The organism is Enterobacter cloacae complex sp. 397G4 (assembly GCF_050031515.1).
GTDB lineage: Bacteria > Pseudomonadota > Gammaproteobacteria > Enterobacterales > Enterobacteriaceae > Enterobacter > Enterobacter hormaechei_C.
Genome location: NZ_JBLGWE010000001.1, coordinates 1343422 through 1360436 on the forward strand (window position 1 = coordinate 1343422; position 17015 = coordinate 1360436).

19 protein-coding genes are annotated in these 17015 nt (G+C 55.4%); 8 read left to right on the forward strand and 11 right to left on the reverse strand.

The features are described from left to right. Positions 1 to 3 precede the first annotated feature (3 nt). Both ACQG1Y_RS06360 and ACQG1Y_RS06365 read left to right on the forward strand, forming a co-directional pair. Positions 4 to 1068, forward strand: a complete 1065-nt coding sequence (locus tag ACQG1Y_RS06360; protein WP_426736699.1) for a sugar ABC transporter substrate-binding protein — start codon at positions 4 to 6, stop codon at positions 1066 to 1068. Positions 1069 to 1160: 92 nt separating this feature from the next. Continuing rightward, positions 1161 to 2402: an LVIVD repeat-containing protein gene (locus ACQG1Y_RS06365; protein ID WP_368740715.1), complete on the forward strand. Its 1242-nt coding sequence runs from the start codon at positions 1161 to 1163 to the stop codon at positions 2400 to 2402. A 52-nt stretch (positions 2403 to 2454) separates the two neighbouring features. Here the strand turns inward: ACQG1Y_RS06365 and mtnK are convergent, their stop codons facing one another. Then, the gene (gene mtnK, locus ACQG1Y_RS06370) at positions 2455 to 3654 is read right to left on the reverse strand and encodes an S-methyl-5-thioribose kinase (protein WP_017694331.1); all 1200 of its coding nucleotides are present in this window, start codon (positions 3652 to 3654) and stop codon (positions 2455 to 2457) included. 102 nt (positions 3655 to 3756) lie between these two features. Here mtnK and mtnA point away from each other — a divergent pair, with 102 nt between their 5' ends. After that, positions 3757 to 4785, forward strand: coding sequence for an S-methyl-5-thioribose-1-phosphate isomerase (gene mtnA, locus ACQG1Y_RS06375; protein ID WP_254309655.1), 1029 nt, complete (start codon positions 3757 to 3759; stop codon positions 4783 to 4785). Between the two features lie 36 nt (positions 4786 to 4821). Here mtnA and ACQG1Y_RS06380 read toward each other — a convergent pair whose 3' ends face one another. Continuing rightward, on the reverse strand, positions 4822 to 5088 hold the full coding sequence (locus ACQG1Y_RS06380) for a helix-turn-helix domain-containing protein (RefSeq protein ID WP_032652939.1): 267 nt from the start codon (positions 5086 to 5088) through the stop codon (positions 4822 to 4824). 106 nt (positions 5089 to 5194) lie between these two features. Here ACQG1Y_RS06380 and ACQG1Y_RS06385 point away from each other — a divergent pair, with 106 nt between their 5' ends. Next, positions 5195 to 5419 (forward strand): helix-turn-helix transcriptional regulator, encoded by a 225-nt coding sequence (locus tag ACQG1Y_RS06385; protein WP_032652941.1) that lies wholly within the window; start codon positions 5195 to 5197, stop codon positions 5417 to 5419. An 85-nt stretch (positions 5420 to 5504) separates the two neighbouring features. On the opposite strand, the gene ACQG1Y_RS06390 is transcribed toward ACQG1Y_RS06385, so the two are convergent. From ACQG1Y_RS06390 to ACQG1Y_RS06400, 3 genes are read right to left on the reverse strand one after another with little or no spacing between them, the layout of a single operon-like run. Then, positions 5505 to 6047: a 1,2-dihydroxy-3-keto-5-methylthiopentene dioxygenase gene (locus tag ACQG1Y_RS06390; protein ID WP_023315605.1), complete on the reverse strand. Its 543-nt coding sequence runs from the start codon at positions 6045 to 6047 to the stop codon at positions 5505 to 5507. After that, positions 6044 to 6733 (reverse strand): acireductone synthase, encoded by a 690-nt coding sequence (gene mtnC / locus ACQG1Y_RS06395; RefSeq protein WP_032647663.1) that lies wholly within the window; start codon positions 6731 to 6733, stop codon positions 6044 to 6046. The genes ACQG1Y_RS06390 and mtnC overlap by 4 nt, the downstream gene beginning before the upstream one ends. Next, positions 6730 to 7344 carry a methylthioribulose 1-phosphate dehydratase gene (locus tag ACQG1Y_RS06400; protein ID WP_017382494.1) on the reverse strand — a complete coding sequence of 205 codons (615 nt, stop codon included), beginning with the start codon at positions 7342 to 7344 and terminating at the stop codon, positions 6730 to 6732. Before ACQG1Y_RS06400 ends, mtnC begins: the two co-directional genes overlap by 4 nt. A gap of 122 nt (positions 7345 to 7466) precedes the next feature. Here ACQG1Y_RS06400 and ACQG1Y_RS06405 point away from each other — a divergent pair, with 122 nt between their 5' ends. Continuing rightward, complete coding sequence (locus ACQG1Y_RS06405) at positions 7467 to 8627, forward strand: pyridoxal phosphate-dependent aminotransferase (RefSeq protein WP_246933244.1); 1161 nt, start codon at positions 7467 to 7469, stop codon at positions 8625 to 8627. On the opposite strand, the gene ACQG1Y_RS06410 is transcribed toward ACQG1Y_RS06405, so the two are convergent. The 3 genes from ACQG1Y_RS06410 to citR all read right to left on the reverse strand — a co-directional run bounded on the left by ACQG1Y_RS06410 (position 8628) and on the right by citR (position 11510). Then, entirely contained in the window at positions 8628 to 9254 is a 627-nt protein-coding gene (locus tag ACQG1Y_RS06410) for an IbrB-like domain-containing protein (protein ID WP_032671323.1), read from the reverse strand. After that, the gene (locus ACQG1Y_RS06415) at positions 9239 to 10462 is read right to left on the reverse strand and encodes a phosphoadenosine phosphosulfate reductase (protein ID WP_032671322.1); all 1224 of its coding nucleotides are present in this window, start codon (positions 10460 to 10462) and stop codon (positions 9239 to 9241) included. The genes ACQG1Y_RS06410 and ACQG1Y_RS06415 overlap by 16 nt, the downstream gene beginning before the upstream one ends. A gap of 127 nt (positions 10463 to 10589) precedes the next feature. Then, positions 10590 to 11510: a DNA-binding transcriptional repressor CitR gene (citR, locus tag ACQG1Y_RS06420; protein ID WP_032671321.1), complete on the reverse strand. Its 921-nt coding sequence runs from the start codon at positions 11508 to 11510 to the stop codon at positions 10590 to 10592. A 621-nt stretch (positions 11511 to 12131) separates the two neighbouring features. Here citR and ahpC point away from each other — a divergent pair. Both ahpC and ahpF read left to right on the forward strand, forming a co-directional pair. Continuing rightward, the gene (gene ahpC, locus ACQG1Y_RS06425) at positions 12132 to 12695 is read left to right on the forward strand and encodes an alkyl hydroperoxide reductase subunit C (protein ID WP_014882974.1); all 564 of its coding nucleotides are present in this window, start codon (positions 12132 to 12134) and stop codon (positions 12693 to 12695) included. 188 nt (positions 12696 to 12883) lie between these two features. After that, positions 12884 to 14449, forward strand: coding sequence for an alkyl hydroperoxide reductase subunit F (ahpF, locus tag ACQG1Y_RS06430; protein ID WP_045142408.1), 1566 nt, complete (start codon positions 12884 to 12886; stop codon positions 14447 to 14449). Positions 14450 to 14508: 59 nt separating this feature from the next. Here ahpF and uspG read toward each other — a convergent pair whose 3' ends face one another. After that, positions 14509 to 14937, reverse strand: coding sequence for a universal stress protein UspG (uspG, locus tag ACQG1Y_RS06435; protein ID WP_426736700.1), 429 nt, complete (start codon positions 14935 to 14937; stop codon positions 14509 to 14511). Between the two features lie 181 nt (positions 14938 to 15118). Here uspG and ACQG1Y_RS06440 point away from each other — a divergent pair, with 181 nt between their 5' ends. Beyond that, complete coding sequence (locus ACQG1Y_RS06440) at positions 15119 to 16357, forward strand: zinc-dependent alcohol dehydrogenase (protein ID WP_015571156.1); 1239 nt, start codon at positions 15119 to 15121, stop codon at positions 16355 to 16357. 10 nt (positions 16358 to 16367) lie between these two features. On the opposite strand, the gene yldA is transcribed toward ACQG1Y_RS06440, so the two are convergent. Both yldA and rnk read right to left on the reverse strand, forming a co-directional pair. Continuing rightward, positions 16368 to 16457 carry a small membrane protein YldA gene (gene yldA / locus ACQG1Y_RS06445; protein WP_015571155.1) on the reverse strand — a complete coding sequence of 30 codons (90 nt, stop codon included), beginning with the start codon at positions 16455 to 16457 and terminating at the stop codon, positions 16368 to 16370. A gap of 137 nt (positions 16458 to 16594) precedes the next feature. After that, the gene (rnk, locus tag ACQG1Y_RS06450; RefSeq protein WP_006809650.1) at positions 16595 to 17005 is read right to left on the reverse strand and encodes a nucleoside diphosphate kinase regulator; all 411 of its coding nucleotides are present in this window, start codon (positions 17003 to 17005) and stop codon (positions 16595 to 16597) included. Positions 17006 to 17015 lie beyond the last annotated feature (10 nt).

Sequence of the window (17015 nt, forward strand, 5' to 3'; positions counted from 1 at the left end):
TAAATGAAAAAGATTGCGCTCTCTTTGGTAGCTCTTGGATTACTCACTTCTTTGCCGGGCCTGGCGGCTACCCCCGCGCCGGTTCCGGCCGCCATTGCCAGCCATGACGGCCCCATTCGCATTGCGGTGATCCGCAACCTGGGCTCGGACGACAACACCACGCAGTTTGTTGCCGGGGCGATTCAGGAAGGGAAAAAGCTCGGCTTTAAGGTCAGCACGTTTTTAAGTAACGGGGACGACGCCAGATTCCAGGATTTCGTGAACCAGGCCATCAGCCAGAAATACGACGGGATTATTCTCTCTCAGGGGCGCGATCCGTACTCCACCGCGCTGGTAAAGAAGGCGGTGGATGCCGGGATTAAAGTTTCGGTGTTTGATACCGCCGTGAACGGCGAGATCCCGGGTGTAACCGTTACCCAGCAGGACGATGCCTCCCTGACCAACCTCTCTTTTGGTCAACTGGCGAAAGATTTCAACGGCAAGGCCAATATCGTCAAGCTGTGGGTCGCGGGCTTCCCGCCGATGGAGCGCCGTCAGGCGGCCTACAAAGAACTGCAAAAGCAGTATCCGGAGATTAAAGAGCTGGAGTCCATCGGCGCGGTCTCCTCTGACGTGCAGGGCGACACCGCCAACAAGGTGGGGGCGATCCTCGCGAAATACCCGAAAGGTAAAATCGACGCCATCTGGGGGACCTGGGATGCCTTCAGTCAGGGCGCGTATAAGGCGCTGAAAGAGAACGGCCGCACCGAGATCAAGCTCTACAGCATCGACATCTCCAACCAGGATCTCCAGCTGATGCGCGAGCCGGGTAGCCCGTGGAAGGTGAGCGTGGCGGTAGATCCGAAGCTGATTGGCGCGACCAACGTACGCCTGATCGCCAATAAGATTGCCGGAGAAGCGACGCCTGCCACCTACGATTTCAAGGCGGCGGCTATTCCGCAGGCGCTGCTGACCGCCCAGCCGGGCGCGGTGAACGTGGCGTCTCTGGGGAAAATCATTCCAGGCCGGGGCCAGACGGAAGATTTTATCGCGCCGTGGTTTGCGACGCTTGCCGCTAAAAACAAGTAAACCAAGCCGGGTGGCGGCTGCGCCTTACCCGGCCTACATTTCGCACCCGTAGGCCCGGTAAGCGTAGCGCCACCGGGCGTAAGGAGCATAAGGTGTCTCAATTACCCCCTCCCGAATACAGCCGCAATATGCGGCTGATTGGCCATAGCGACCAGGGCGGTCGTCCGGACGGTGTACAGCTGATGGTGCACCGTGGTTTCGCCTATATCGGTCATATGGTGTCGCAGGGCTTTTCCATTGTCGACGTGCGCGATCCGAAAAAACCAAAAGCCGCAGGTTACGTGCCCGCGCCGCCGGGTACCTGGAACGTACACCTCCAGGCGCACGACGATCTGCTGCTGGTGATCAACGCCCGGGATCTGTTTGCCGATGCGCGTTTTGCCGATGAGAAGGTCTACTACACCCGCCAGGTGGGGGAGACCGTCAGCGACGTGCAGGATAAAGGCTGGAGCGCCGGGCTTCGCGTCTTTGATATCTCCACGCCGGACGCGCCGCGCGAAATCGGCTTTCTGTCGCTGAGCGGCATCGGCATTCACCGCATCTGGTACGTCGGTGGCCGCTGGGCCTACGTTTCAGCGCTGATCGACGGCTTTACCGATTACATTTTCCTGACTATCGATCTGGCGGACCCGCGTAAGCCTGAAGTCGCGGGGCGCTGGTGGCTGCCCGGGATGAACCAGGCCGAAGGTGAGAAGCCGGGCTGGCCGGAAGGCAAACGCTACGCGCTGCACCATGCGATTATTGCCGGCGACACCGCGTATGGCAGCTGGCGTGACGGCGGACTGACGCTGCTGGACGTGAAGGACCGCGCGCAGCCGAAGCTGATTAGCCATCGCAACTGGAGCCCGCCGTTTGGCGGCGGAACGCACACCGCGCTGCCGCTGCCGGACCGCGACCTGCTGGTGGTGCTGGACGAAGCGGTGCTGGATAACCAGCAGGACGGCGAAAAGCTGATCTGGCTGTTTGATATCCGCGAGCCGTCGAATCCGGTAAGTATTGCCACCTTCCCGCAGCCGGATGAAACCGACTACGTGGCGAAAGGGGCGCATTTCGGCCCGCACAACCTGCACGAGAACCGGCCGGGAAGCTTCGTCAGCTCAACGCTGATCTTCGCGACGTACCAGAACGCGGGCGTGCGCGCGTATGACATTTCCAATCCGTATCGCCCGGTAGAAACGGGAGCGCTGGTGCCCGCGGCGCCGGAGAGGATGATGGATACGCGGCCCAACCGCCCGCAGGTGATCCAGTCGTGTGACGTATTTGTGGATGCGCAGGGGATTATTTACAGCACGGATTATAACGGCGGGTTATCGGTGATTGAGTATCTGGGGTGAGTGCGGTTTGATGCCCTCACCCCGGCCCTCTCCCACAGGGAGAGGGAGAAAATCAGCTGTACTGCCGCACCCGCGCCACCAGCTCTTCCGCGCTGTCGATGCGGTCGGCAATGACAATCAGCGCTTTACCGAGGGATATTGCATGGCGGAGGCATTCGTGGCGCATGGCTTCATCCTGGATGGTATCGATATCCGCCACGTGTGAAAGCCCGACGCTGCGGCGAATCAGCTCGGTGCCGCAGAACCCGATGGCGTCATGCCAAACCTTTTTCAGGAACGCGGAGGCATAGCCCGGCGCGCTGAGTGCGGCGTCGCGGGCTTTCTCGTTTGCCAGCGCCTGGAAGCGCTCCGCGAAGGTGTTCCACAGTTCCTGAATATCGGTCAGGCGCTGCTCGCGCGCGGCGGCGGCATCGCGAATGCCGAGGTGCCCAGGCAGGCCGCAGAAGTTCAGCAGCAGGTTGCCGATGGCGGTGCCAACGTCAAAGCCAATCGGCCCAAAATAGCCGAACTCAGCGTCGATGGCCTTCAGGCTGCCGTCGGCCACAAAAATCGAACCGCTGTGAATGTCTCCGTGCAGCAGGGCTTCGGCGTGCGAGAAAAAGCGGTGCTTGAGGGAGGCCACGGCGATTTTAAGCTGGGCGTCGTCGCGCAGGGCGGCAACATCGTTTTCCAGCTCGGCCGGGTAGCTGTTGCGCGCGTGGATCTGGTACGGATCGTTAAAGAACAGATCTTCGGTGATCTCGCACATCTCCGGGTTGATGAATTTCGCTACCTGCGCTTTTTTATCGTGCGGATGCAGATAAAAATCGCTGGTGTGAAACAGGGTGTGAGCCAGATATTCCCCCAGCTGACGCGCCGCCTGGGGGTAGTAAATGTTGTTAATCAGCTCGCCGCGCCAGATGCGATGGCTGGAGAGATCTTCCATCACCATCACCGCCAGTTCCGGGTCAAAGTGGTGGATTTTCACCGTGTGCTGCGGGCTGTGCTGGTAATGCTCGACCAGGGTTTGCGCTTCAAGACGGGCACGATCCAGCGTCAGCGGCCAGGATTCGCCGACGCAGCGTACATAGGGCAGCGCCTGCTTAACGACGATGCGGCTCACGCCCGCGCGGTCGAAAATTTTAAAGACCAGGTTGAGGTTGCCGTCGCCGATTTCCTGCGCCTCTACCAGCGATGAAGGATCGTCAAGTCCGCCAAACTGCCTGGCATACTCCACGGCGTCCTGAGCGGTAAAGGTACGGTATTGCGACATGGCCTGCTCCTCAGTTTTGCTAATTAAGACATGTAGACGTCTATACATCTGGATTTCATCCTGACACAATGTGCTACAACAACGCAACAGGGAATTAACGACATGCAGACATTACAGACGACCAGCCTGCGGGTGGCGGATAATCAGCTCTTTATTCTCGACCAGCAGGCGCTTCCACAGGAGAAACGCTGGCTGGATGCCTCGACGGTCGAGGCGCTGGTCGGGCACATCCACGCCCTGCGGGTGCGCGGCGCGCCGCTGATTGGTCTCTCTGCAAGCCTGTTGCTGGCGCTGTTAGCGGAAAGCGGCAAAAGCCGCGACGAGCTGGCGGTGGCGCTGGAAACCCTGCGCGCCTCCCGCCCGACGGCGGTGAACCTGATGAATAACCTCGACCGCATGAAGATTGCGCTGTGGCAGGAAGATTATATTCCGGCGCTGGTGGCTGAAGCGCTGCGGCTGATTGACGAAGACAAACGGCTCTGTGACGCTATTGCCAGTGCGGGCAGCGCGCTGGTGAAGCCCGGCAGCCGTCTGCTGACCCACTGCAACACCGGCGGGCTGGCGACGGCGGGCGTCGGTACCGCGCTGGGGGTGATTGCCCGCGCGCATCAGGAAGGCAAGGTAAGCAACGTCTGGGTGGATGAAACCCGTCCGCTATTGCAGGGCGGCAGGCTGACCGCGTGGGAACTCGGCGAGCTGGGCGTACCGTATCAGCTGATTACCGACTCCATGGCCGCCAGCCTGATGGCAAAAGGGCAGGTGGACGCCGTGTGGGTGGGTGCAGACCGCATTGCCGCCAACGGCGACGTGGCGAACAAAATCGGCACCTATTCCCTGGCGGTGCTGGCGAAGTTTCACGGCATTCCGTTCTACGTCGCTGCCCCGCAAACGACCCTCGACCCGGACTGCCCGAACGGTGACGCAATCCCGATTGAGCAGCGCGCGGCCAGTGAAGTGACGGGCGTGGCGGGGAGCTTTGGCGTGGTGCAGTGGGCGCCGGAAAACGCGCAAGTCTACAACCCGGCGTTTGACGTCACCCCCGCCTCGCTGATTAGCGGCTGGGTGCTGGATACAGGCGTGGTCACGCCGGACGAGGTAGCGAAAGGGAAATTCTTGAGCAGCATGAACTGATGGGCTTCCCCGAAGGGGGGGAAAACGCTGTTCATGTCAAAGACACGTTTTTTTCCTGGTCGCTCTCATCTGACGGAATATGCGTTCACCATTTTTACCAAAATATCTTTCCGGCCATATCACATCCGGTGGAATGTTCAACGCCTGAGCGATAATCAATTCGCCCTTTGGCCACGGGCGCGAGAGTGTGTTTGCTAATGTGGATGAAGAAAGGCCGGCCTTGCGTGACAACGCTGCCAGGCTTGTTCCTTGTTTCTTTAATGCCGCAACAATATCGGCAGGATGCCAGTTTTGACGTTGCATTCTTTACTCCTTACAGGTTTGCGTTACGCACTCAATTAACCTGTTTTGGGATAAAAAGGCAATAGGTGGATATTCGATTTCAGGATATTTGTATGGAATCGGAACAATGGCCTCAGTTTATTCAGAAGAATACCAGCTTGTTATCAATGCGTTGAAGAAAGCTCGTAAAGAGAAGGGGATTACTCAGGCCCAGCTTGCGGAGGCTTTGGGGAAACCCCAATCGTTTATCGCTAAAGTGGAAAGTGGTGAACGCAGGTTAGACGTAGTGGAGTTTGTGCATCTGGCGAGGCTGGTTGGCGCTGATGTGCAGAGGATTATCGCCAGTATTTGATTAATGTCTGAATATGGAACTGACCACCAGAGCCGTATGTTCCCCCTCACCCCAGCCCTCTCCCACAAGGGAGAGGGAGAAAAGATCATGCCAGGCGTGGATACGCATCCGCAATCGCATCCCCGGTAAACTGTGCGACCCAACCCTCCGGGTTATCGAAAATACGAATCGCCGTAAAGTTCGGCTCTGAGCCCATATCAAACCAGTGCGGCGTGCCCGCGGGAACGGAAATCAGGTCGTTTTTCTCGCACAGCACCTGATACACCTCATCGCCGATGTGCAGGCAGAACAATCCCGCCCCTTCCACGAAAAAGCGCACTTCGTCTTCACCGTGAGTGTGTTCGTTCAGAAACTTCGCGCGCAGCGCCTCTTTCTGCGGATTGTCGGCGCGCAGGCTGATCACATCCCAGCTCTGGTAACCTTTCTCTGCCACCAGCTTGTCGATCGCATGCTGATAGGCCGCGATCACGGCTTCTGGTGCGGGATCGTGTCCTAAATCGCGATCCGCAGCCCAGCGTTCAAACCGCACGCCTTTGGCGTTCAGCTGTTGGGCAATCTCGGCGGCGTCGGTGCTGTGCCACTGGTGCTGACTGGCGTCTTTATCGGAATAAATGGTCAATGCGCTCATGAAGGGATCTGCTCCGGATTAATCTCGTCAAACTGGTGGATCTGATGATGATGGCTTGCGCCGTCATCTTCACCGCGAATCAGTTGCAGGGTACGAAAACCCGCCTGCTCAGCTGCGTCCAGCTCCTGATGAATATCCGACAGAAACAGGATCTGCGACGGGGCAATGCCCGTTTGCGCCGCAATATTTTGATAAGACTGCACCTCGCGCTTGGCGCCAATGTGGGTATCAAAATAGCCGCTGAACAGATGAGTAATATCACCTTCGTCGCTGTAGCCAAATAACAGTTTCTGCGCGGTGACGGAGCCAGAGGAATAAACATAGAGATCAATCCCTTGCGCCTTCCATTTTTCCAGCGCGGGCAGTACGTCAGGATAGAGGTGTCCGGTAAAGTCACCGTTGACGTAACCGTCCTGCCAGATGATGCCTTGCAGGGCTTTGAGCGCCGTCGATTTGCGGTCTTCATCCATAAAGGTAAACAGTACGTTGATGAGATCGCTGACGCTGGCATGCGGAGCGCTGATTTCATCGCGCAGGTTGTCCAGAATCGATTTGACCGGCTCGGCGTACTGCTGCGCGGTCACAAAGGCCGCCAGCCGCTCACGCGCGTAGGGGAACAAAACATCATGGACAAAACGGATATCGCTGGTGGTCCCTTCAATATCCGTCACAATCGCGCGAATCATACTCTCTCCCATTGTCGTAAACGCATTTCGCATTCAAATAAGAATTCTAACCCTTCCAGATGACGGCGGGCTTCGGCCACGTCGCGTCCCCAGCAGGTTAAGCCATGACCGCGCAGAAGAAAACCATAATTAAGCGGGCGTTCCTGCGCGTAATGGGCGATGCGCGAGGCGAGGGCGTCGATGTCCTGGTCGTTATCAAACACCGGGATGGCCACCGTATCCTGGTGCGTGGTCTGCCCGGTAAGGGATTTTTGCATCTCGAAACCGGTGATCTTCAGCTCGGCCTCGTTGACCAGACGCGACAGCACCGTGGCATTGACAGTGTGAACGTGCAGGACGGCGTTAGCCTCGGGAAACAGGCGATAGATGAGGGTATGCAGCCCGGTCTCTGCCGACGGTTTACGGCCAGACGGCGCACGGTTGGTGGCGATTTCAACCTGTAGAAAATCGGCGGTGGTCAGGCTGCCTTTATCTTTTCCGGATTCGCTCAGCCAGCACAGGTGTTCATCCTGACGCACGGACATATTGCCGCCGGTAGCGGGCGCCCAGCCTTTAGCGCCAATCCAGCGGCAGGCCTCGACCAGGTGTGTGAGTTGCAGGTTGTCTGTCATTTCCTTTTACCCTCTCGGTCAGGAATATTTATATCGTTTAGACGTCTAAGCGTCTTGATTGCCAAAGACTAACATCGTGTTATAGTGTCAGCAACATAAGTATTACAGGCAGGCACACTACAATGAGCAATAACCCGTTGATCCCGCAGAGTAAACTTCCAAATCTCGGCACGACGATTTTTACCCAGATGAGCGCCCTGGCGCAGCAGCACAACGCCATTAACCTCTCACAAGGTTTTCCGGATTTTGGCGGGCCGAAATATTTGCAGGAGCGTCTGGCGTACCACGTGGCGCAGGGAGCCAACCAGTACGCGCCGATGACCGGCGTGCAGGCGTTGCGTGAAGCCATTGCGGATAAAACGGCTGAGCTGTATGGCTATAAACCTGATGCGAACAGCGAGATCACGGTAACCGCAGGGGCGACCGAAGCGCTGTATGCGGCGATAACCGCCCTGGTGCGTACGGGCGATGAGGTGATTTGTTTTGACCCGAGCTACGATAGCTACGCCCCGGCGATTGAACTGGCTGGCGGCGTAGTGAAACGCGTGGCGCTCCAGCCGCCGCATTTTCGTCCGGACTGGCAGGCGTTTGCCGCGCTGCTGAGCGATAAAACCCGGCTGGTGATCCTGAATACGCCGCACAACCCATCGGCGACGGTGTGGCAGAAGAGCGATTTTGCCGCCCTGTGGCAGGCCATCGCCGAACGTGAAATCTATGTTCTGAGCGACGAGGTGTATGAGCATATCTGCTTCGCCGAAGAGGGGCATGCCAGCGTGCTGGCGCATCCGCAGCTTCGTGAGCGTGCAATCGCGGTATCGTCATTTGGCAAAACCTACCATATGACCGGCTGGAAGGTCGGGTACTGCGTGGCGCCCGCCGCCATCAGCGCTGAGCTGCGTAAAGTGCATCAGTATCTGACGTTTGCGGTGAACACACCCGCTCAGCTGGCGCTGGCGGATATGCTGCGCAGCGACCCCGGACACTACCGTGAGCTACCGGATTTCTACCGTGCGCGTCGGGATCGGTTTGTGGCTGCGTTGAGCAAAAGCCGTCTGGAGATTTTACCCTGTGAAGGGACCTATTTCCTGCTGGCCGACTACAGCGCGATTTCCGATCTGGACGACGTGAGTTTCTGCCAGTGGCTGACGAAAGAGGTGGGCGTGGCGGCCATTCCGCTGTCGGTGTTCTGCGCCGATCCCTTCCCGCATAAGCTGATCCGACTTTGCTTTGCGAAGCAGGAATCGACGCTGCTGGCAGCGGCAGCGCGGTTAAACGCGCTCTGACTATTTCACCGTCCAGGCTTCAGAAAAACGACGGTCTGCGAAGAGTTCGAGCAGACCGTTGATTTGTTTGAGGCGCAGCACTTCGTCGCTATCCATCCCAAGCTCCTTGCCTATCTTCTCATCGTCCCAGCCGAGCTGAACCAGTTCACGAACAATCTCTGACATGGCGTTGATTTGATGCCGCCCACGAGCCCGATTGTGGCGAATGGTGGCCGCCATTCGGTTATGTTTGTCCTGTCGCTCCTGGCGCAGGCAAGTGACGGGTAAGTACCCTTTGAGCTGGCGCTTCAAAACCGCCCGGGTTGTGCCAATTTCATGGCGGTGAAAACCGTCCACGATTTCATACTGCTGCTGTTCGCTTTCGGTCACAACGATAGGCTGGGTGAATCCATCAAGTTCCAGTGACTTGCTGAGTAATCGTTTTTCCGGTGGGGCAACGTTATTGGGGTTGTAATCGTTGGCGGTAATCGCGTCCTGCTTAACCCAGAGCACACAGTCTATAGGTTGCTCACGAAAAGGGCTGTTTTTATGTATTGCCTGACGGAAGGCGTTAATGGCATTGATTCGATCCTCTTCGGTAAGTGATTGAAGGTAGATGTCAATTTCGGTGATTATTCGCTGTCGCATAAAATGCCCCACTCCTTGCGTTTTGCCTTCACTCTGTCGCTGTAGCGCTGATAGTGTTTTGGTTTATTTGGGCTAAATGACAGGGCCCTGCACCAGTAATCGTTATTAAGTAAAACCTTACAGATACGTCGCCAGGAGGGGATGTCCTTGGCGCCAATGTCGCCCTCCTGCGTATCGGGAATATCGTTCATGCCTCGCTTTTGATACCAGTGGAGATAAACCGCAATTTTATTGCGGTAATGCTCCGCCGTATTTTGCGGCATGCTGTCGAGTAGCAGCATGGCGTATTCGCGCCAGCCAAGATGGTCTGGTTTCAGGATCTTCCGGTGGCCATAAAAATGGTTATCGTGCCCGGCATAAATACCGCCGCTGCGCACCCCGCAGGCACGCTCACACATCGCCGCCCAGCGTTCGGGTTCAATGACATGATAGAGCCACAAGCCCTGACGCTGTTCCGGGCCAAACGGTTCGCAGATGCGCATATAACGTGGCGGCACCCCCGCCTTGTACATCAGGTCGTATAAGGGGTTATAGCAACATTTTGATTTCGCGAACCACGTCCAGATGTCGGCGGTTTTCCAGTCGTACAGAGGGTAGATATACCAGGAGTGACCACCCGGTGCGACGGTCGTCCAGGGTTTATCGTCAGAAAAGCGCTGCTTACGTGCCGACGCGATCGCCAGAAAACGGTTGTAGGATTCATCGGCGCGGATCCCCACTATGACGGCGGCAGGACGTTTTTGCGCATACCATTCGGCAAACTCTCGCACGAAGACTTCAAACGTCATTCCCTGCTGATAAAAATCGAAATAGTGATAATCGGTAATGGCATCTTCCGGTGGCTGGCGAACCCAGTTTGTCCCGGGTTCCCAGCACTGCCATTCAGGTTGAAACTGTGACAGTGCGTTCTGGGTCGTGAGCGGAAGCGCTACCCACCAGAACTGATGGATAACATCACGATACAGCGTTCTCATCGTGTCAACATGCTGAATGGTTGAGGAGAATTGCGCTTCCCAGTCCAGAAAGATGACATCTATTTTTCGCTTTAATTGCCGTGCTTGCTGGGCAACGAGATGCAGCATCACGGTAGAATCTTTTCCACCGGAAAAGGAAACGCATACCCTGGAGAAATTGTTTAGCGTCCAGTCTATGCGTTCCGCTGAAGCGTCTGAAACATTTTCCTGTAAAGGGATTTTATAGATCGACATAGTTAATCGCATCCTGCGTGTTAAATGTCTGGAAGAAATTAAGACGATATTATGAAATCATTTTTCATTATTTTCACGGAATCATTTTTTTTAGTTTGCAGCTTTTATATTCACCATGTAAATGATTTTACGCAGACGGAGCGGAAAGACAGAGTTTATGCATTTTCTCAATAAACGTTGAAAAAACGCTGCTGTTCAGAGAAGAACGGCTGTAAAGCATATAGACATGTATTTCGGGCAATTCAAAAGGGGCGGCGATTCGTTTTAATTTTAACGTCTCTTTATAGGCTTCATAGATTGATATGGGTATAAAGCCTAACAGATCAGATGAACTGACCATGGAGATAAGCGAGCTGATGGAGTCCGTGCGAAAAGCAATATTTCTTTCCGGGAAAACGTCATTGGCGCGATTCTGGAACTCTTTAACGCCCGGGTGAGCGCTCTGGTAAAAGGTGAATTTCTCCCGGTATAACGCCTCGAGACTGACCGTATCGGTGAGTCTTGGATGGTTTTCCCGGCAGATTAACGTTATTGGCACCGTGGTAAAGTGAACACAAACCACAGAGCGATTTTTTACCGGGGCAATTGTGAAAATCAGGTCGGCTTTACGGTAGGCGAGCAGGTCCTCTGCGGATTCCGGAGAGATAAGCATATCACGTTGTTCTATCTCGTAATTTTCCTCGGATATTAATAGTTTCATCGGTTCGAGCATATAGCCAGGCGACACCATTTGGGAGCAATAGATAACGAACTTTTTCTTGATGTCCGAGTGATGCATCATGTTGATCGTCTGTTCAATTTGGTTGAGATTCTGTTCAAGATGATGATGGAGGTTGGTGCCCACCGTGGTCGGCGTAATTCCCTTACCTGAACGGATGAACAGGGGGTCATTGAGCTGGCCACGCAGGCGTTGCAGCGACTGGCTCACGGCGGATGGCGTGATATAAAGTGTCTCGGCAGCCTTACTGATACTGAGATGTTGGTAAATGCATTCGAAGATGACTAACAGATTGAGATCGAATTTTTTTAGGTCGTAGAGGTTGGCCATGTTTCGTCCTGAGTGTGCTGTGTTTGCTGTCGTTATCACATCATGGAGTACGACAGAGGAAAGTTACCTTTTTCAATCCGTGTGGGTAACTTGCTTAATTCAAAATTTAAGTGATCTTAATATATCATGGCTTTGGATTATTGAAACACAACTTCAAGGTTTATTAAGATAATTTTATCTTTGAAGTGTGATTGAATTATTTGAATAACAACTGGCATTTATATATAGCGCGAAATTTATAATGAAATTAAATTTATAACGTTTCAGAAGCCTGTTCGGTTCAGCCTATCACAACCATAGGCAGGACTATCCCTCTTATCCATTGCTCAATGCGCGCGCGGGTGCTGTAATCAAACCGCTGTTACGGCCTTGATACAAGGTATGTAGAGCGCAACGCAACGCCAGCTTCGGCTGGCACTGAATGTACCTGCGGGGAATTCAGGTATCAGGGCCGCCCGTTGAGGCGGCCTTTTTACTTTCAGGTTTTCCTTTAAAAGGTTCACCTTGCTGTCTTGTTGCTGTTGTAAGGTTTGGCTGATTGATTTGATAAAGCATACGCATTAGCCCCGATGAACAAAGTTGGTTACCTTACATCTCAACGAAAACACGGAGGAAGTACAGATGTCCTTGATTAACACCAAAATTAAACCTTTCAAAAACCAGGCGTTCAAAAACGGTGAATTCATCGAAGTAACTGAGAAAGATACCGAAGGCCGCTGGAGCGTGTTCTTCTTCTATCCGGCTGACTTCACCTTCGTTTGCCCGACCGAACTGGGCGACGTGGCAGACCACTACGAAGAACTGCAAAAGCTGGGCGTAGACGTTTACTCTGTTTCTACCGATACCCACTTCACCCACAAAGCGTGGCACAGCAGCTCTGAAACTATCGCGAAAATCAAATACGCGATGATCGGCGACCCGACTGGCGCCCTGACCCGTAACTTCGACAACATGCGTGAAGATGAAGGCCTGGCAGACCGCGCGACCTTCGTTGTTGACCCGCAGGGCATTATCCAGGCTATCGAAGTTACCGCTGAAGGTATCGGCCGTGATGCATCTGACCTGCTGCGCAAAGTGAAAGCGGCTCAGTACGTTGCTTCTCACCCAGGCGAAGTGTGCCCGGCGAAATGGAAAGAAGGCGAAGCGACGCTGGCTCCATCTCTGGACCTGGTCGGCAAGATCTAAGTCTGTAAAGCCTGGCGGCGCTACGCTTGCACAGGCCTACAGTATCGTAGGCCGGGTAAACGAAGTGCCACCCGGCAATCAATGGGCGCTCCCCGCGCCCATTTCATTCCAGCACCATGATGCAAGTTGCATTCAGGCAGCCCGTATAAGGCGGCTTGCATGATGACGTTTTAAGAGAGGGAAGAATAATGCTCGACGCTAACATGAAAACCCAGCTCAAGGCCTACCTTGAGAAACTGACCAAACCTGTTGAGCTGATTGCCACGCTGGACGACAGCGCGAAATCGGCAGAAATCAAAGCGCTGCTGACAGAGATTGCTGAGCTGTCGACGAAGGTGACCTTCAAAGAAGACAACACGCTGGCAGTACGTAAGCCTTCTTTCCTGATCGCCAACCCAGGGTCTGACCAGGGGCCGCGTTTCGCGGGCTCTCCGCTGGGGCACGAATTTACGTCCCTGGTGCTGGCGCTGCTGTGGACCGGTGGTCATCCGTCAAAAGAAGCGCAGGCGCTGCTGGAGCAGATACGCGATATCGACGGTGATTTTGAGTTTGAAACCTATTACTCACTCTCCTGCCATAACTGTCCGGACGTGGTGCAGGCGCTGAACCTGATGTCAGTCCTCAACCCACGCATTAAGCACACGGCGATTGACGGCGGTACGTTCCAGAACGAAATCACCGAGCGCAACGTGATGGGCGTTCCGGCGGTTTACCTGAATGGTCAGGAGTTCGGCCAGGGGCGTATGACCTTGACCGAAATCGTCGCCAAAGTGGATACCGGCGCAGAAAAACGTGCGGCGGAAGAGTTGAACCAACGCGATGCGTACGACGTACTGATTGTTGGCTCCGGCCCGGCGGGCGCAGCGGCGGCGGTGTACTCCGCACGTAAAGGGATCCGTACCGGTCTGATGGGCGAGCGTTTCGGTGGTCAGGTTCTGGATACCGTTGACATTGAAAACTACATTTCCGTGCCGAAAACCGAAGGCCAGAAGCTGGCCGGGGCGTTGAAAGCGCACGTCAGCGACTACGACGTGGATGTCATTGACAGCCAGAGCGCCAGCAAACTGGTTCCGGCCGCGGTCGAGGGTGGTTTGCACCAGATTGAAACGGCGTCCGGCGCGGTGCTGAAGGCGCGCAGCGTGATCATTGCCACCGGCGCGAAATGGCGCAACATGAACGTCCCGGGCGAAGATCAGTATCGTACCAAAGGCGTGACCTATTGCCCGCACTGTGACGGCCCGCTGTTCAAAGGTAAACGCGTAGCGGTGATCGGCGGCGGTAACTCCGGTGTGGAAGCGGCTATCGATCTGGCGGGAATTGTTGAACACGTTACCCTGCTGGAGTTCGCCCCGGAGATGAAAGCGGACCAGGTGTTGCAGGATAAGGTGCGTAGCCTGAATAACGTCGATATTGTGCTCAATGCCCAGACGACAGAAGTGAAAGGCGACGGCAGCAAAGTGACCGGTCTGGAATACCGTGACCGCGTGAGTGGCGATATCCACAGCGTGGCGCTGGCAGGGATCTTTGTTCAGATTGGCCTGCTGCCAAACACCACCTGGCTGGAAGGCGCGATTGAGCGCAACCGCATGGGCGAGATCATCATTGATGCGAAATGCGAAACCAGCGTGAAGGGCGTATTTGCGGCGGGCGACTGCACCACCGTGCCGTACAAACAGATCATCATCGCCACTGGCGAAGGTGCGAAAGCGTCGCTGAGCTCGTTTGATTATCTGATCCGCACCAAAACCGCATAATAAAAGAAAGCAAGACGACACCTGCAATGCCGGAGGCCACCAAAAGGTGGCCTCTTTTTTTATCTCACGACCATCACCGGAATGTAGGTGTGGCGGATCACGCTGGAGGCGTTCGACCCCAGCAGGTGAGTGGTGATGGAAGGGTTACGTGAACCAATCACTACCACGTCGGCATTTAATTCCCCCGCCAGCTCATTAACGGCGTCGCGCACGCTACCGAACCGGACGTGGGTTTTGATGCGGGAAGGATCGATGCTGAAGTGCCCGACCATGGTTTGCAGGCGTGTCTCGGCTTCATGCTGTAAATGCTCTTCAAAACGACGCACATCAGCAGCGAAACGATGCAGGCTCAGGCTGGCAGAGCCCGGTAAAACATGCAGAAGATGAATAACTCCGTCCTGCTGCGCGAGAAATTCCGCGTGACGTACAGCCTTATCACTCAGTTCCATTTCGAAAACATCAACCGGCATAATGATTGTTTGATACATAACCGTTTCTCCTTGTTTATAAACGCTGAAATCATTCAACCACAAAATATAAAAGGTTTCTGTAATCCCGACAGCACTTTTTTATCTCGCCAGGATAAATCTCAAAACAGCCGGATTTCGGGGCAGATCCCGAGAGGTAGCTACCCTTTTATAAGCTTACCCACACCCTTTCGGAGGTTGCATGAAAGCTCTCACCTATCACGGTCCACATCATGTTCGGGTCGATAATGTCCCCGATCCGGGCATCGAACAACCTGACGATATCATCCTGCGCGTAACGGCCACGGCGATCTGTGGTTCTGATTTGCATCTTTATCGCGGAAAAATTCCCAAGGTCCAGCACGGCGATATCTTTGGTCATGAATTTATGGGCGAGGTGGTGGAGTGCGGGAGCGAAGTGAAAAACGTGCAGAAAGGTGACCGGGTGGTGATCCCGTTTGTGATTGCCTGCGGTGACTGCTTCTTTTGCCAGATGCAACAGTACGCGGCCTGCGAAAACACGAACCGCGGGCAGGGCGCGGCGCTGAACAAAAAGCAAATTCCCGCCCCTGCCGCGCTGTTTGGCTACAGCCATCTTTACGGCGGCGTGCCGGGCGGACAGGCGGAGTATGTGCGCGTCCCGAAAGGCAACGTGGGGCCGTTTAAAGTGCCCCAGCTGCTGTCTGACGACAAAGCGCTTTTCCTGTCAGACATTCTGCCTACCGCCTGGCAGGCGGCAAAAAATGCGCAGATCCAGAAAGGCTCCAGCGTCGCCGTATTCGGGGCCGGGCCGGTGGGGTTACTGACCATTGCCTGCGCGCGGCTTCTCGGCGCAGAGCAGATTTTCGTGGTTGACCATCATCCCTATCGACTGCGGTTTGCCCAGGAGCGCTACGGCGCGATCCCGATTAACTTTGATGACGATAACGACGCGGCGGAGAAAATCATTGAGCAAACGGCCGGACAGCGCGGAGTGGATGCGGTGATTGATGCCGTCGGGTTTGAGGCCAAAGGCAGCACCACGGAAACGATCCTCAGTAACCTGAAAATTGAAGGCAGCAGCGGCAAAGCCCTGCGCCAGTGCATTGCTGCGGTGCGACGCGGCGGCGTGGTCAGCGTGCCGGGCGTGTACGCCGGTTTTATTCACGGCTTCCTGTTTGGCGATGCCTTCGATAAAGGGCTGAGCTTTAAGATGGGGCAGACCCACGTCCATGCCTGGCTGGGAGAGCTGCTGCCGCTCATCGAAAAAGGGCTGCTTACCCCAGAAGATATTGTGACCCACTATCTTCCGCTGGCTGATGCGGAACGCGCCTATAAGATCTTCGAAAAACGGGAGGAGGAGTGCCGCAAGGTGATCCTGGTGCCTGGCGCAGACACCCCGGAGGCAGCGCAGCAGAAAGTGAAGGGACTGGTGAATGCCTTCCCCGGCGGCGTTGTGTGAGGTTCCTCACTCACCAGTGGCGCTCAAGATACAGCACCGCAACGACGAGGATCGCCAGGATGATGAGAAAAACCAGTGTGATAACAAGTATCTCACCCATGACCGTCCCCACGGCACTACAACAGACTAAGCGTGAATTAAGCGGTTTTTGTCCGGTATAGCACAATAGGGTGAATTTGCGGAAAGAGGATGCGTGTGCATCCTCTGTGCAAAGCGGGGTCGCTTGTTCAGAAGGGATTAACGCAGGTAATCGCCAGCGGCTTCGGGCTGGTAGAGCAGCTCAAGCACTTCCAGGTGAGCTGAGGCGCCGCCCGGGAGTTCCCAGTGGATGGTATCGCCCGTGCGCAGTCCAAGCAGCGCCGCGCCCACGGGTGCCAGCACCGACAGTTGCGTGCTGCTGTCGGTCATCTGCGCCGGATAGACCAGCGTACGGGTGAGCTCCTCTCCGGTGGTCAGGTTGCGGAACTTCACCTGGCTGTTCATGGTGACCACATCATGCGGCATGGTCTCAGGCGTACACATCTGCGCCCGGTCGAGCTCTTCGTTCAGCGCATCGGCTACCGGCAGCGAGGCGAATTCTGGTTTCTCCAACAGTCGGTCAATACGTTCTGCGTCGAGTTCATTGATGATAATCGTAGGTCTGGACATTTTTACTCCA